This is a genomic window from Bifidobacterium sp. ESL0790, from assembly GCF_029395435.1.
Classification (GTDB): domain Bacteria; phylum Actinomycetota; class Actinomycetes; order Actinomycetales; family Bifidobacteriaceae; genus Bifidobacterium.
On the sequence record NZ_CP113915.1, the window covers coordinates 596,384 to 610,127 of the forward strand.

A 13,744-nucleotide genomic window follows, 5' to 3' on the forward strand; every position below is an offset into this window, starting at 1 on the left:
AACGAGTAATATATGGCCTTGTGGCCGATGAAGTTAAAACCTTCTAATAGTCATGGTAGCAGTGGTTCAATAAATCATGCGTTAATGGGCCATCGCTGCGCAATGAGTAGTAAGAACCGTCACTTTTCCTTTCTTCTCAGCGGTTTTTGCCTTATTGGTATTGATATGTATTGCTGTTGTTTGGCCGGGCTCCCCTGGCTTCGGCCAAACAACACGTTACACATAGAAGGTTTAACGAAGACGGTTAAAAGCATGGTGGCTGGCTGACCGACGAAGAAGTGTGAATGCCAGGTTGTTCCAACGGCTGTGCCGAGTTGAGTAGAAGATGCCGTTCGATGGCGCCGCCGGCAGCATGGTCGGGCATCGTCGCGGGCGGTGAAAACGCAAGGAGAGACGAAGTCATGCAGGAACCAGTGGGGACGTTGGATGGTTGGTATTGCCTGGAGCTGTGGTGGAAGGTGGACTGGCCGTCGTTCCAGAAGCAGAGCCCTGAGGCGCAACGCAGCGAGGTGGCGCAGTTCAAACGGATGCTTGACGAGTTCGTGGCCAACGAGGAGGCCGGCAAAGGCAGCTGGTACCTCTTCGACGTCAGCGGGCACAAAGGCGACCTCGGCCTGATTCTTTACCGCGAGACCCTGGACGAGCTCAACGAGATCGAGAACCGCCTGGCGAAGCTGCCCCTGGCGGCCTACATGACCAAGGCCGGCTCGTTCGTCTCGATCGGCGAGGCGGGCACATATTCCGGCAAGCCCAAGAGCGACCGCGGCTGGAGCTATGTGGAGCGCGCGGTCAAGCCAAAGCTGCCGAAGAAACCCTACGTCTGCTTCTACCCGATGTCGAAGACCCGCAACCCGGGCGCCAACTGGTACACGCTGCCCTTCGAGCAGCGCCAGGCCTATATGAAGGACCACGGCAAGATCGGCCGGTCGTTCGGCGGCCGCGTGCTGCCGTTCATCACCGGCGCGATGGGGCTTGACGACCACGAGTGGGGCGTCCTGCTGCTGGCCGACGACCCGCTGGTCTTCAAGAAGATCATCGAGGCCATGCGCTACGCCGAGGCCAGCTCGATCTACGGCGACTTCCCCTACTTCATCACGGGCACCTACCTCGCCCCGGAAGACGTCGATCACTTCTTCCTCGACGGCTGGGAGGTGAGCAAGTCCAAGCCCGGCGCTCGCCACACGCTGGAAGGCGAGATCATCCCCGCCGGCCACGACGAGCCTGTGGCCTCAGAGCCGTCTCACTCCGCCGAGGCGAGCCATCATGAGTGACGCCGCCTCCAAGGCCGCTTCCCAAGCAACCGCAGCCGCCGCCAACGCCGCGAAAACCATCGGCCGCGCGGCGCGCAAGCCCCCGATCTGGTTCTATGCGCTGGTCGTCTTCATCACCCAGCTCGACAGCGGCTCGGCGGGCACCCTGCTCTCCTCGGTCACCAAGAGCTTCAACCTGACGACCATGGGCTCCTCGTGGTTCGCCGGCATCTACACGCTGGGCCTGGTGGTCGGCACGCCGATCATGGCCAACCTCTCCGACACCCACGGCACCAAAAAGGTCTTCCTCTGGGAGCTCGGCTTCTGGTTCGTCGGCTGCCTGATCACCGCGGTCGCGCCGCTCTACCCGCTCGCGCTGGTCGGCCGGTTCATCCAGGCCATCGGCGACAGCGGCATCATGGTGCTGGCGATGAGCGAGCTGATGATGGTCGCCCGCAAGAACCACCAGGGCCGCAGGGTCTCCTTCGTCGGCGTGGTCGCTGGGCTTTCCGCCATGGCCGGCCCGGTGCTGGCGGGCATGGCCATCGGCATGGCCAAGAACTGGCACGTCTTCTATTACGGCATGCTGCCGGTGCTGGTCATCCTCTTCATCATCGCCTGGTTCGTGCTCGACAACCAGCTGGCGGGCGGCGCCTCCAAGACGGATTACGCCGGCCTGTGCTCCTTCTCCGTGGCGCTGATGACGCTGATGCTCGCCATCACCTTAAGCCAGCACTTCAAGCAATACTGGGTCGTCGTTGTGGCGCTGCTGGTCGTGGCAGTCATCGCCTTCCTGATCTTCCTCTATGGCGAGCGGAAGATCGGCAAAGGCACCATGCCGTTCCTGCCGATCAGCCTCTTCCGCAACCGCTCCTACGTGCTGGTGCTTTTGCTCGCGATGGTCGGCGGCAGCCTCTTCTCGCTGTTCGTCTACATCCCCACCTACGTCCATGTCATCTTCCACCTGCCCAAGGCGATGGCGGGCATGACGATGATGGGCACCGGCCTGGGCAGCATGGTCGGCTCATACGTCGGCGGCATCTTCGTCGACAAGCTGGGCAACAAGAAGGCCCTGATCGTCTCGAGCTGCATCAACGCGGTCTCGATGATAGCCATTCTCCTGACCTCCCACAGCCTGCCGGCGTTCTTCGTCTTCTCGACGCTTTTCGGCCTGGGCCTGGGCGCGTTCATGTCCTCTCCATTGCAGGTCATCGCGGGTCGCTTGGCGGCTCCCGACCAGCGCATGCAGGCCATCGGTGGCGTCTCGGCGTGCAAGAAGATCGGCATGACCATCGCCCCGCTCGTCTTCGCCTCGGCGATGCTCGTCGGCAGCGTCAACGGCAATCCGACGCTGACCTCCTTCCGCGCCATGTTCCTCGTCGCGCTCATCGTCGCGGTGGTGTGCATCGTGCTGACCCTATTCATCCCCTTCAACAAAGGAAACTTTGATCATGACCAGTGAAACCAATACCGACAACGCAACCAGCGCAACCAGCGCAAGCTCCGCGAACGCCCCCAAGAAGGCGGTGCTCCTCATGGCCTACGGCACCCCGTACAAGACCGAGGACATCATGGAGTACTACACCAACATCCGCCACGGCCACAAGCCCTCCGAGGCGCTCTACAACGACCTCGCCAGGCGCTACAAGGAGATCGGCGGCACCTCGCCGCTCGCCAAGCTCACCGCCGACCAGGTCTCGGGCCTGCAGGCCGCGCTCGACCGCGACTACTCCGGCGAATACGTGGTGCGCACGGGCTTCAAATACATCGCCCCGTTTATCGGCGAGGCCGTCGACGAGCTGGTGGACGCCGGAGTCAACGAGATCTACGGCATCCCGATGGCTCCGCAATACTCGGTCTACACCGCCGAGAAGGACCACGAGCAGGCCCTCAAGGCGCTGGAGAAGCACCCCGGCGTCACCTACCATCCCATCCGCAGCTGGTGGGCCGACAAGAACCTCATGAAGTTCTGGGCCGACCAGATCGTGGCGATGAAGGACCTGACCGACCGCGACGACACGAAGGTCATCCTGAGCGCCCACAGCCTGCCGATGCGCGCCATCAAGGCCGGCGACCCCTATTACGACGAGGTCGTGGGCAACTCGAAGGCCGTGGCCAAGCTGGCAGGGCTGCGTGACGACCAGTTCGTCATCGCCTGGCAGAGCGCCGGGCGCACGGGCGAGGAGTGGATCGGCCCCGATTTCAAGGAGACCGCCAAGGACCTCATCCAAAACCAGGGCATCAAGACCATCATCTCGGGCTCGCTCGGCTTCATCGTCGACAACCTCGAGATCCTGGACGACGTGGACATCGAGCTGAAGGGCGAGATCGAGGCGCTGGGCGGCACGCTGCACCGCCTGCGCATGCCCAACGCCGATCCGCTGCTCATCGCCGCGCTCGAGGACAAGGTGGTCGAGGCCGAATGACGGCGGTCGCGTAGGTGTTGCGTCGCGTGAGGGTTGCGTGGTCGCTACGTGAGGGTCGCGCAAGTATTGCGTGATTTCGTATAACCGAAACGCATCACCTGAAAATTCCGGGAGGCGGCGCGTGGACTGGTGTTCACGCGCCGCCTCTCTTTTGCTGCCTGCGGTGCTATGTCCTGTGATGTGTTGCCGTCAACGGATTATCGATGGCAGCGTGCCATATTCTTTACGATGCTGCAGAAGCGACTCTGTCCTTATTGTTCTTGTCATCCTCGGGTTCCGCTGGGTATCAGTGTTCGCTTTCATCCAACGGCGGTGCCTTTGGTGTTTTGCTGTCGCGGATGGCGGATGGCGGATGGCGGTTTACCCTATGATTGTTCAATGAATGTTGGTTATTGCGATTTCAGGGGAGCGTGGCGGATGAGACGAGCGGTGGTGGGGATCGCGGCGCATGTGGACGCGGGGAAGACCACGTTGTGCGAGGCGTTGTTGTATCGCTCCGGCGAGATTCGCAAGCTCGGACGCGTGGACCACGGCGACGCGTTTCTCGACACCGATGCCATGGAGAAGCGGCGCGGCATCACCATCTTTTCGAAACAGGCTATATTGCGGCAGGGCGAGCTTGAGTTCACGCTGCTTGATACGCCTGGGCACGTCGACTTCTCCGCCGAGATGGAGCGGACGCTCACGGTGCTGGATTACGCGATTCTCGTCGTCGGTGCCAACGATGGGCTGCAGGGCTATACCGAGACGTTGTGGCGGCTGCTGGCGCGCTACCACGTGCCGACCTTTATCTTTATCAACAAAATGGACTCCGCCGGGGCCGATAAAGCCGCTCTGCTCGGGCAAATGCGGCAGAGGTTCTCGGAAGGCTGCATCGACTTCGGCGGTGACACCGAGCCTGGCGAGCAGGAGGAGGTCGCGCTGCTAGACGATAGCGGCACCGCGATGGACGAGCTGCTGGACGGCGGCGGTATCTCGGACGACACCTTGCGTTCGATGATTGCCTCGCGTCAGCTGTTTCCTTGCTATTCCGGGTCGGCGCTGAAGCTCGAGGGTGTCGATGAGTTTTTGGCGGGGCTTGAACGGTTTACGAAGAAGCGGGATTACCTGGATGCGTTCGGCGCTCGCGTCTATAAGGTCTCGCACGACGCGCAGGGCAACCGGCTTACTTGGCTCAAGGTTACTGGTGGCTCGCTCAAGGTCAAGGCGACGTTGACGAACGCGCACGATGATGGCGACAATGCTTCCGCCGGGACTGCTGATACTGCTAATTCCGCCGATGCTGGCACCGAGATCTGGCAGGAGAAGGTCGACCAGATCCGTCGGTATTCAGGCGCGAAATTCGAGTTGGCCGACGAGGTCGCGGCTGGTGAGGTTTGCGCGGTGACCGGGTTGACGAAAACATTCCCGGGTGAAGGTTTGGGTTATGAAGCCGATGCGGGCGATGCCGTGCTTCAACCTGTGCTCACCTATACCGTGCTGCCGGGCAAGGCGGCCGATGAAGAGGTCGCGCCCGTGGATACCGAAACGAAAAATGGCCCTGACAAGGACCAGACCGACGATTCTGCTCCAAACCAAACGCCCACCAAACCCGCCGAGGTCACGCCGGAGTTGCACAAGATTCTCGTGGCGCTGCGAACGCTCGAGGACGAGGACCCGGCGTTGCACGTGCGTTGGGTGGCCCGGCTCGGCGAGATTCATGTGCAGCTCATGGGCGTGGTGCAGGTCGAGATCATCACCCAGATGATGCGCGACCGTTTCGGCATCGACGTGCATTTCGGCCCCGGCGGCATCCTCTACCGCGAGACCATCACCGCGCCCGTCGAGGGCATTGGCCATTTCGAGCCGTTGCGCCACTATGCCGAAGTCCATCTGCTGCTTGAACCCGGTGAGCCGGGGAGTGGCCTACATTTCGAGTCGCGTTGCAGTCTGGACGACCTTGATCGCAACTGGCAGCGTGCAATCTTGACGCATTTGCGTGAGAAGGAACATCTGGGCGTCCTCACCGGTTCGCCCATCACCGATATGACCATTTCGCTCGTCGCGGGCCGTGGCCACGAGAAGCACACCGAGGGCGGCGACTTCCGTGAGGCCACCTATCGCGCCGTGCGGCAAGGCCTGATGGAGCTCAAGGAGCGTGGTGGGTGCCGGCTTTTGGAGCCGTGGTACAGCTTCCGTCTGGAGGTGCCGCAGGAGATGCTGGGCCGCGCGATGGCCGACATCCAGCGCATGAGCGGCACGTTCGACGCTCCGGAATCCGATGGTGATTACGCGGAGCTCAAGGGCGAGGCGCCCGTCTCCGAAATGCGCGACTACTCGATGGAGGTCAACGCCTACACCCATGGCCGAGGCTCGCTCACCTGCGTCTACGCCGGCTACCAGCCTTGCCACGACGCCGCCGAAATCATCAAACAAACCGCCTACGACCCAGAGACCGACCTGGAGAACACCCCAGACTCCGTCTTCTGCGCCCACGGCGCCGGCTACACCGTCAAATGGAGCAAGGTCCCCGATTTCGCCCACATCCGCTGCAACCGGTCAATTCTGCTGGAAAACGTACGTTTTCAGGTCAGGAAACATACGAAAACCAGCACGGTCGACCGGTTAGCAGCGTAAGTGGTCGTTTTACGGAGAGTTAATGGTCAGCGCAGCAGTTGGTCGTGGCTTCCCGTCCGCATCAGCGTGATAAGGAGAATGTTTTCCTCGACGCGGTAGATGAGCAGCCAATCCGCCTCGACATGCAGTTCGCGGTATGCCTTGAGGTCGCCCTTGAGCTGGTGGTCACGGTATTTGCGGCGGAGCGTTTCGGCGTCGCCGCGTTCGAGGACGTGGAACACCTCGTAGAGCTTGCCCATGTCGTAGTGTTTCTTCTTGAGCTTCTTGGCGTCGCGCAGGAACTCCTTGGAGAACGAGAGCTCATACATGCTCGATCATCCTCTGCGCCGCGTCGGCGTCGCCCGCGTAGACGAACCCGCTGTTTTCCGCCTTGCGCACGGCCTTCTCAAGAGGGGTGAACGCCATCGGTTTGAACGGCATGCCGCCCTCCTTCACAGCCTGCGAAAGGAACATGTTGATCGCCGCCGTCAGATCGATGCCCATGTCAGCGAAGACCTCCGTGGCTTGCTCCTTGAGCGTCTTGCTGGTGCGGATCTGGATCCGCGTCTGGTTCGCCGATACCTGTGCCATGATGTCCACCTTTGCCTTATTGAAGTCGTTTGTCAGTCTATATGACTTTAAACAGAGTATATCAGGCATTGTTTCACTTCAACTGATATGCGGATTCGCGGTAGCCGGAACTGTGATTGATGTGGTGGTGAGTGTGACTGTGGTGTAACCGGGCCTGTGGTGGTGTGGAGTGGTTGCTGTGGTGGGGGTGGTGGTTGCGGTGCCGCCGGATGTGGTGGTGGGGTGGCGGCGCCGCGTGGGGTGGTCAGTGGCGCGGACGGGTGTGGGCGTAGGCGCGCTTGGTGAGGATGGTTCCGGTGGCGAGGGTGAGGATGGCGGATATGGCGATGGTGAGCGCCCATGTGGCCGGTGTCCGGCCGCCGGTGAACGGCAGGACGGTGATGGGCGGGGTGAGTCTGGCGGTGTACTCGCCGGACTTGTTGCTCACGCCGTTGAGGCCGTGCTCGCCTGCCGTGTCGCTGACGGTGAGGACCGCGTCGCCGGGCATGGTGACGCCGTTGGGGATGGGCAGGGTGAACTCGCCCTCGTGGCCGGCGGCGCTGCTGGTGGTCGTGGTGGTGGTCGTGCCGAGTCCGGGCCAGGTGGCGGTGATGGTGTCGCCGCCCTCCTTGACGCGGCCGGGCTGCGCGGTGGTGTTCCCGCTGGACCAGGCCACGCCGGTGATCTGGTGGGCGGGCGTGTTGGCCCGGATGTTCTCGAGCGCGGGCGCGACCTGATCGACGCTGACCTCGTAGGCCGTGGAGTCGGCCGAGCTGCCGCCCTCGTGCTGGTTGAGTACGGCGGTGTATTTGGTGATGGTGCCTTGTCCGATGGTGTCGCTGCCGGGCAGGCTGATGGTGGCCTCCCATTTGCCGGCCGGGTCGTTGGCGGTGGCGGCCGTGGTGGTGGCCGAATGGCCCTTGTCGTCGGTGACGGTGAACGTGTCGCCGATTTGGATGCCGGCAGGCTCCGTACCTTTGACATGCACCCCGTCCGCCTTCGGCGCCGCACCAGTGATTGTTGGTGTCGTCGACTTCCACTCCGCATAGAGAGTGGCGAACATGCTTTGATGGTCGTAGTTCAGTGCGGTTTGTTCAGGCAGGTTGATGGTATCGCCTTCCTTGTAGTGGGTGCCTTTGCCGTCGGAATTGAGATTCCATCCCGAGAACCGGAACTTGTTCCGCAGCAGGCCGCCCTGGCCGGGTATGGTCTTGGTGGTGCTGTCGCCGAACCAAATGTCATCGGCAACTAGATTGGGTGGTGGGGTGCCGCTGCCACCGTTCCCGTAGAACAAGATTTCTGTGTGTGGCCAGCCGTACCATGTCGCCTCGGTGGTGGCGGTGTTGCCAACCCCATCGTTATGAGGAACGCCTGTCCATGACCCGGTGCCGTCCTTCTGCTTCCATGTTTGGACGGTTGGATAATGAGCCGTGTATGCCCAGAAAGCTTTGGGAAACGCGTCGGCTTTGATATGGACATGGGCTTTCAGACGAAGGAAAGTGAAAGTAGAATTTAAATCTCCTCCGAACATGTCGGTTGTGTTGGCGTCTGACGATATATCCCAGCCCGACAGGTCGAGTTTGAGTGGCTGTGGACTTTGAGAGTGAGTGAATGCGCTGCTGAAATCGGTGACTCTGCTGACGTTCCAGTTCTCGAGTCCCGAGACCATTCGAAAGGAGGAATAGGTGAACAGTCCGTGCATGCTGGTGATGCCGCTGGTGTCAATATTTTCCAGCCCGTCGATGGTTTCCACGTTAATCAGGCCTTTCTCTCCAGAAGACGGATAGCCGGCATAAAACCACAAGTCTATGCTGTGGATATTGGGCCCCATGGTGACGTGTTGGAAAGTGAGATGCCGGATTGGGTTGCGTGGGTCGGTATACAGCTGCCAGGGGAGGTAATCGGCACCTGGATACCCGTAGCCATGGTCATGGTTAAAGTAGGCGCTGGTGACGGTGTAGTGGCAGTCGGTGGTCATGGTGTAGTCAACGGTGTCGCCGGTTACTCCTCGCCAATGACCTGCAGGCTCGGCAGTGCACGTGGGCTCGTCCTGCGGTCCGACGGTGGGTTCAGGGTCAGATTGGGCTGAGGGTGTTGCTGGGCTTCCGAGTTTGGTGGTGAATTGGGATTGTTGTTCGTTTTGACTAAGAATGGAAGAACTTTGTTTTGCCACGCTGGGACGTGACGTGTTTTGATATGGTGAGGATTGCGATAAATCGGGTGAGTCGGGATTACTGGAAGTTTGTGATTTCGTCACCAATCGCGGGGGGGGTGATCGATGCTTGTTTTTGTAATGCACCCGCTGTGGCTGGAGCGATGAGCGCGGCGGAGGCGACAACGGTCGCGGAAAACGCCGCGAGCGTGTGCTTGAGACCCATCGGACTTCCCACCTATCCTTCTGTAAAAATTTGACCAAAACGTTCGAAAATTTTTCACGGTTTGCCTAATTACAGGTCAACAGTTTAGCATTTTGTTTGACAAAACACTCGAATGTGTTGCAAATATGTCATACTTTTATATCGCAATGTTGGAATTCAAGGGACTTGTTAAAGTAATTTTTTTGAATTTTGACATGAATGATCAAGTTTTGACGTCGCAAAATCCAGTAACAAAAATGAATGCAAACAAACGCGACGATTTACAACCAACGCTGCGAAAAACAGATTTCAGGTGGTGATTGGGCGGGACGCGTAATCGGAATACGACATTATCATGGTGGAGACGGGTGGTTGCGTTTTGGGGCGCGGCTGGCCCGGTGTGAAGATGTTCGCGCGACTTGCAGGACGACGAAAAGGGGAGTGCTGCGATGGGCTATATCGAGGTGCGGGGCGAGACGAAGCGCTACCAGACCGGCGACACCGTCATCTACGCCAACCGCGACGTGAACTTCGACATCGAACGCGGCGAGCTGGTGGTTATCCTGGGCGCTTCGGGCGCGGGCAAATCGACCCTGCTCAACATCCTGGGTGGTATGGACACCTGCGACGAAGGTCAAGTCATCATCGACGGCGAGGACATCGCCCAATACAACGCACGTGCCCTGACCACCTACCGGCGCTACGACGTCGGCTTCGTCTTCCAGTTCTACAACCTCGTATCCAACCTCACCGCGCGCGAGAATGTCGAGCTTTCCGCCGAGATCGTGCCGCACGCCGCTGACCCGACCCAGACGCTCATCGACGTGGGACTCGAGAATCGTCTCGACAACTTCCCGGCCCAGCTTTCCGGAGGCGAGCAGCAGCGCGTGGCCATCGCCCGCGCCGTGGCCAAGAAACCGAAGATTTTGCTGTGCGACGAGCCGACCGGCGCGCTCGACTACAACACCGGCAAACAGGTGTTGCGCATCCTGCAGGACCAGTCGCGCAAGTTCGGTTCCACCGTCATCATCGTCACCCATAACGCCGCCATCGCGCCCATCGCCGACCGGGTGATCCACATGCGCGACGCCCGCGTGCAATCCGTCGAGCGGCACGAGACGCCCGCCGACATCGCCGACATCGAATGGTGAGTCGGTTGAGCAACGTGAGCGGCATGAACACGATGAACGAAGCCGAAACTAGCGGGCCGACGCAACCCGAGACGCGCGGAACGTCGAAGGCCTCGAAACGCATGCTCTGGCGCGACATCCGCCAGGCGTTCGCCAAATCCAAAGGCCGGTTCTTCTCCATCGTCTGCCTCGTGGCGCTCGGCTCGTTCGCGCTCGTCGGGCTCACCGTCTCCGGACCGGATATGCGCGACACCGGCAACACCTACTTCGCCCAGCACCACCTCGCCGATCTGAGCGTCATCTCCAGTTACGGGCTCGACAAGGCCGACCGGCAGCAGATCGACAAGGCCCCCGGCGCCTCGCGCATCGAATACGGGTATCTGAAGGACGTCGTGGTGCGGGGCAGCGACGAAAGCGTTCGCGTGCTCTCCGCGCCCAAGGACGTCTCGACCTATCATCTCGTGGCCGGGCGCATGCCGAAGACGCCACACGAGACGGCCATCGATTCGGCGCATAAGGGCAAGTATCCCATCGGCTCCACGCTTAAACTCACGGAGAAGCCGGACGCGCTGGGGCGCAAGGTGCTGCGGCAAGACAGCTTCAAGGTGGTGGGCGTCGTCGATTCCACCGAGATCCTGAGCTCGGTGAACATGGGGCCTTCGACCTCCGGCTCCGGTTCGCTGGACGGATACGCGGTGGTGACGCCCGGCGCTTTCAAATCCGACGACTATATGATCGCGCGGCTGACCTACACCGACCTCGACCAGATGCGCGACCACTATTCCGCGAAATACAACGACAGGCTGCAAGCGCACAAGAAGGCGCTCGACCGGATTCTGGCCAATCGGCCCAAGGCTCGGCGGCAGGGCATCGAAAAGCAGGTCAAACCGCAGATCGAGACCGGACGGCAGCAGGTGGCTTCGGCCCAGCAGCAGCTGGACAGTGCGCGGCAGCAACTGGCCGACGGCAAGAAACAACTCGACGATGGCAATCAACAGCTGATTGATTCCAAGCAACAGCTGGCCACTCAAGTTGTTTCAGCACAAAATCAGATTGCCTCAGCGTCGCAACAAATCAATGACGCTTACGCACAGCTGAACGCCTCGCAATCGCAGATTGATGCTAACTCGGATCAACTGGCGGCGGGCAAGAAACAGGCCGATGACGCTGTAACGCAGTTGACTGTGGCTCAAACGGCCAACCAGCAGGGGATTGACGCGGCGACCGCGCGGATTGCCCAGATTGACACGTTACTTCTCAGCGCTTCGCCAGCTGATTATGCGAGCTTAAGTGCAGAGCGTACACAGCTTGCGTCTCAACTCACCACGTTGAATGCGCAAAAACCGATAATTGCCAATGGATTGGCTCAAGCCACCGCTGGACGTAACAACTTTATTAATGGAACCTATAATCCGGGAGTCGCCCAAATCCAGGCGGCACAAACGCAACTTAATGCCAAACGGTCTCAAGCCGACGCCGCCAACGCCCAACTTGCGCAGAAGAAGCAGCAGCTCGCCACCAAACAACAGCAGGCCCAAGCCCAGATCGACGCCGCGCAGGCCGAGTTCGCCCAGAAAACCGACGAATACAACAGCAAGAAGGCGCAGTTCGACCAGGCCGAGCCGGGTGCGAAAAAGAAGATCAAGGCCGCCGAACGCAAGCTCGACGATGCCACCGCCATGCTGAACGCCGTGGAGGATCCGGTCTATTCCGTCGATTCCAAGCGCGAGACGCCCGGCTCCGACGGCTACAAGGTCTACGACTCCGTGTCGGTGATCGTCGACTCGCTCTCGCACATTTTCCCCTACTTCATGTACCTGGTGGCGGCGCTGGTCACCTTCACCACCATGACCCGCTTCGTCGACGAGGAGCGCATCAACGCCGGCACGCTCAAGGCGCTGGGCTATTCCGACCGCGACGTGATGAAGAAGTTCGTGGTCTACGGCTTCGCCGCCTCGATCCTCGGCGCGATAATCGGCATCTTCACCGGTCACACGCTGCTGCCGATCATCGTCTACAACGCCTACAAGGTCGGCTTCAACGTGCCGGTCATCCACCTCGGCTTCCATTGGCAGGTCACGCTGCTCGCCATCGTGCTCGCGATGCTCAGCGCCGTGGTGCCGGCGGTGTGGAGCGCGGCCCGTGAGCTCAAGGAACGGCCCGCCGCGCTCATGCTGCCCAAGCCGCCGAGCGCCGGCTCCAAGATTCTGCTGGAACGCATACCGTTCATTTGGAATCATCTGAACTTCACCCACAAGGTGACCGCGCGCAACATCTTCCGCTACAAGCAGCGCATGTTCATGACCATCTTCGGCGTCTGCGGCTCCGTGGCGCTCTTGACCGCCGGGTTCGCGGTGCAGGGCTCGATCTCGGGCATCAACGAGCACCAGTTCGGCGGGGTGATGCACTATAACCTCATCGCCGCCGAGAACGCGCACGTCACCGACTCGCAGCAAAAAGCCATCACCGAGCGGCTCAAGAAATCCGACATCAAGCGCTCGCTGCCGGTGCACTATGAGGCGGTGAGCAAGGTCGCCGGTCGCAACGGCGACAAGCAGTCTGTCACCATGCTCGTGCCGCGTGACACCTCGAGTTTCGACGACTATATCAAGCTCAACACGCGCCAGGGGCACCATCCGATTTCGCTGGATTCCAACGGCGCCGTGATTTCGGAGCGTTTCGCGAACCTGGTGCACGCCAAGGTCGGAGACACCATCGACTTCCAGAACGGTGCGGGCAAGACCTACCGGGTCAAGGTCTCGGGTATCTGCGAGATGTACCTCGGCCACTTCATGGTGATGAGCCCGTCCGCCTATCGCGCCGCGTTCGGGCAACGCTACGCGACCAACGCCTACATGGTGACGCTCCGCGACGGCAGCGTGGCCAACACCAAGCGGCAGGCGGCCTCGTTCATGCGGCTGGGCGGCATCCAGGGCGTGGTGCAGAACACGACGCTCATGCACCAGATCGACGTGGTGGTGAAGGCGCTCAACCAGATCATGTGGGTGCTCATCGTCGTGGCGACCCTGCTCGGCGTGGTGATTCTCTACAACCTCACCAATCTCAACGTCTCCGAGCGCATCCGCGAGCTCTCCACCATCAAGGTGCTCGGCTTCTACAATCGCGAGACCACGATGTACATCTATCGCGAGACGATTCTGCTTTCGGTGCTCGGCATCGTGGTGGGCTACGGTTTCGGCGCGTGGCTGCACCGCTACATCATCACCGCCGTGCCGCCGGACGACGTGATGTTCGACCCGACGATCACTTGGCTCGCCTTCGTGGTGCCGTTGGTCGTGGTCGGGCTCATCACCGCCGCGCTCGGCTGGTTCGTCAACTCCAAGTTGAAGCACATCGACATGCTTGAGGCCTTGAAGTCGGTCGATTAAGAGGTTTTATCGAAAAGTCGGGTTACA

General features: G+C 60.6%; 9 protein-coding genes and 1 pseudogene. 6 read left to right on the plus strand and 4 right to left on the minus strand.

Annotated elements, in window-relative coordinates; genetic code table 11:
- The first annotated feature begins 401 nt into the window (after positions 1-401).
- From hemQ to OZY47_RS02130, 4 genes and pseudogenes are all read left to right on the plus strand, one after another.
- Entirely contained in the window at positions 402-1,271 is an 870-nt protein-coding gene (gene hemQ / locus OZY47_RS02115) for a hydrogen peroxide-dependent heme synthase (protein WP_277178303.1), read from the plus strand.
- Positions 1,264-2,712, plus strand: a complete 1,449-nt coding sequence (locus OZY47_RS02120; RefSeq protein WP_277178306.1) for an MFS transporter — start codon at positions 1,264-1,266, stop codon at positions 2,710-2,712. Before hemQ ends, OZY47_RS02120 begins: the two co-directional genes overlap by 8 nt.
- A complete protein-coding gene (hemH, locus tag OZY47_RS02125; protein ID WP_277178308.1) occupies positions 2,702-3,676 on the plus strand; it encodes a ferrochelatase in 975 nt (324 codons plus the stop codon). Before OZY47_RS02120 ends, hemH begins: the two co-directional genes overlap by 11 nt.
- Positions 3,677-4,093: 417 nt before the next feature.
- Positions 4,094-6,202, plus strand: a pseudogene (locus OZY47_RS02130) (translation factor GTPase family protein); the annotation flags it as partial.
- A gap of 116 nt (positions 6,203-6,318) precedes the next feature.
- On the opposite strand, the gene OZY47_RS02135 reads toward OZY47_RS02130, so the two are convergent.
- The 4 genes from OZY47_RS02135 to OZY47_RS02150 form a co-directional block, all read right to left on the minus strand.
- Positions 6,319-6,600 (minus strand): type II toxin-antitoxin system YafQ family toxin, encoded by a 282-nt coding sequence (locus tag OZY47_RS02135; RefSeq protein ID WP_277178312.1) that lies wholly within the window; start codon positions 6,598-6,600, stop codon positions 6,319-6,321.
- Positions 6,593-6,862, minus strand: coding sequence for a type II toxin-antitoxin system RelB/DinJ family antitoxin (locus OZY47_RS02140; protein WP_277178314.1), 270 nt, complete (start codon positions 6,860-6,862; stop codon positions 6,593-6,595). The genes OZY47_RS02135 and OZY47_RS02140 overlap by 8 nt, the downstream gene beginning before the upstream one ends.
- A 244-nt stretch (positions 6,863-7,106) precedes the next feature.
- Positions 7,107-8,135 (minus strand): hypothetical protein, encoded by a 1,029-nt coding sequence (locus OZY47_RS02145; RefSeq protein ID WP_277178317.1) that lies wholly within the window; start codon positions 8,133-8,135, stop codon positions 7,107-7,109.
- 937 nt (positions 8,136-9,072) lie between these two features.
- Entirely contained in the window at positions 9,073-9,219 is a 147-nt protein-coding gene (locus tag OZY47_RS02150) for a hypothetical protein (protein ID WP_277178318.1), read from the minus strand.
- 428 nt (positions 9,220-9,647) lie between these two features.
- Between OZY47_RS02150 and OZY47_RS02155 the strand changes: the two genes are divergently transcribed.
- Together OZY47_RS02155 and OZY47_RS02160 are read left to right on the plus strand one after the other, a co-directional pair.
- Positions 9,648-10,349, plus strand: a complete 702-nt coding sequence (locus OZY47_RS02155; protein WP_277179060.1) for an ABC transporter ATP-binding protein — start codon at positions 9,648-9,650, stop codon at positions 10,347-10,349.
- A gap of 14 nt (positions 10,350-10,363) precedes the next feature.
- Positions 10,364-13,717 (plus strand): FtsX-like permease family protein, encoded by a 3,354-nt coding sequence (locus OZY47_RS02160; protein WP_277179062.1) that lies wholly within the window; start codon positions 10,364-10,366, stop codon positions 13,715-13,717.
- Positions 13,718-13,744: the final 27 nt, after the last annotated feature.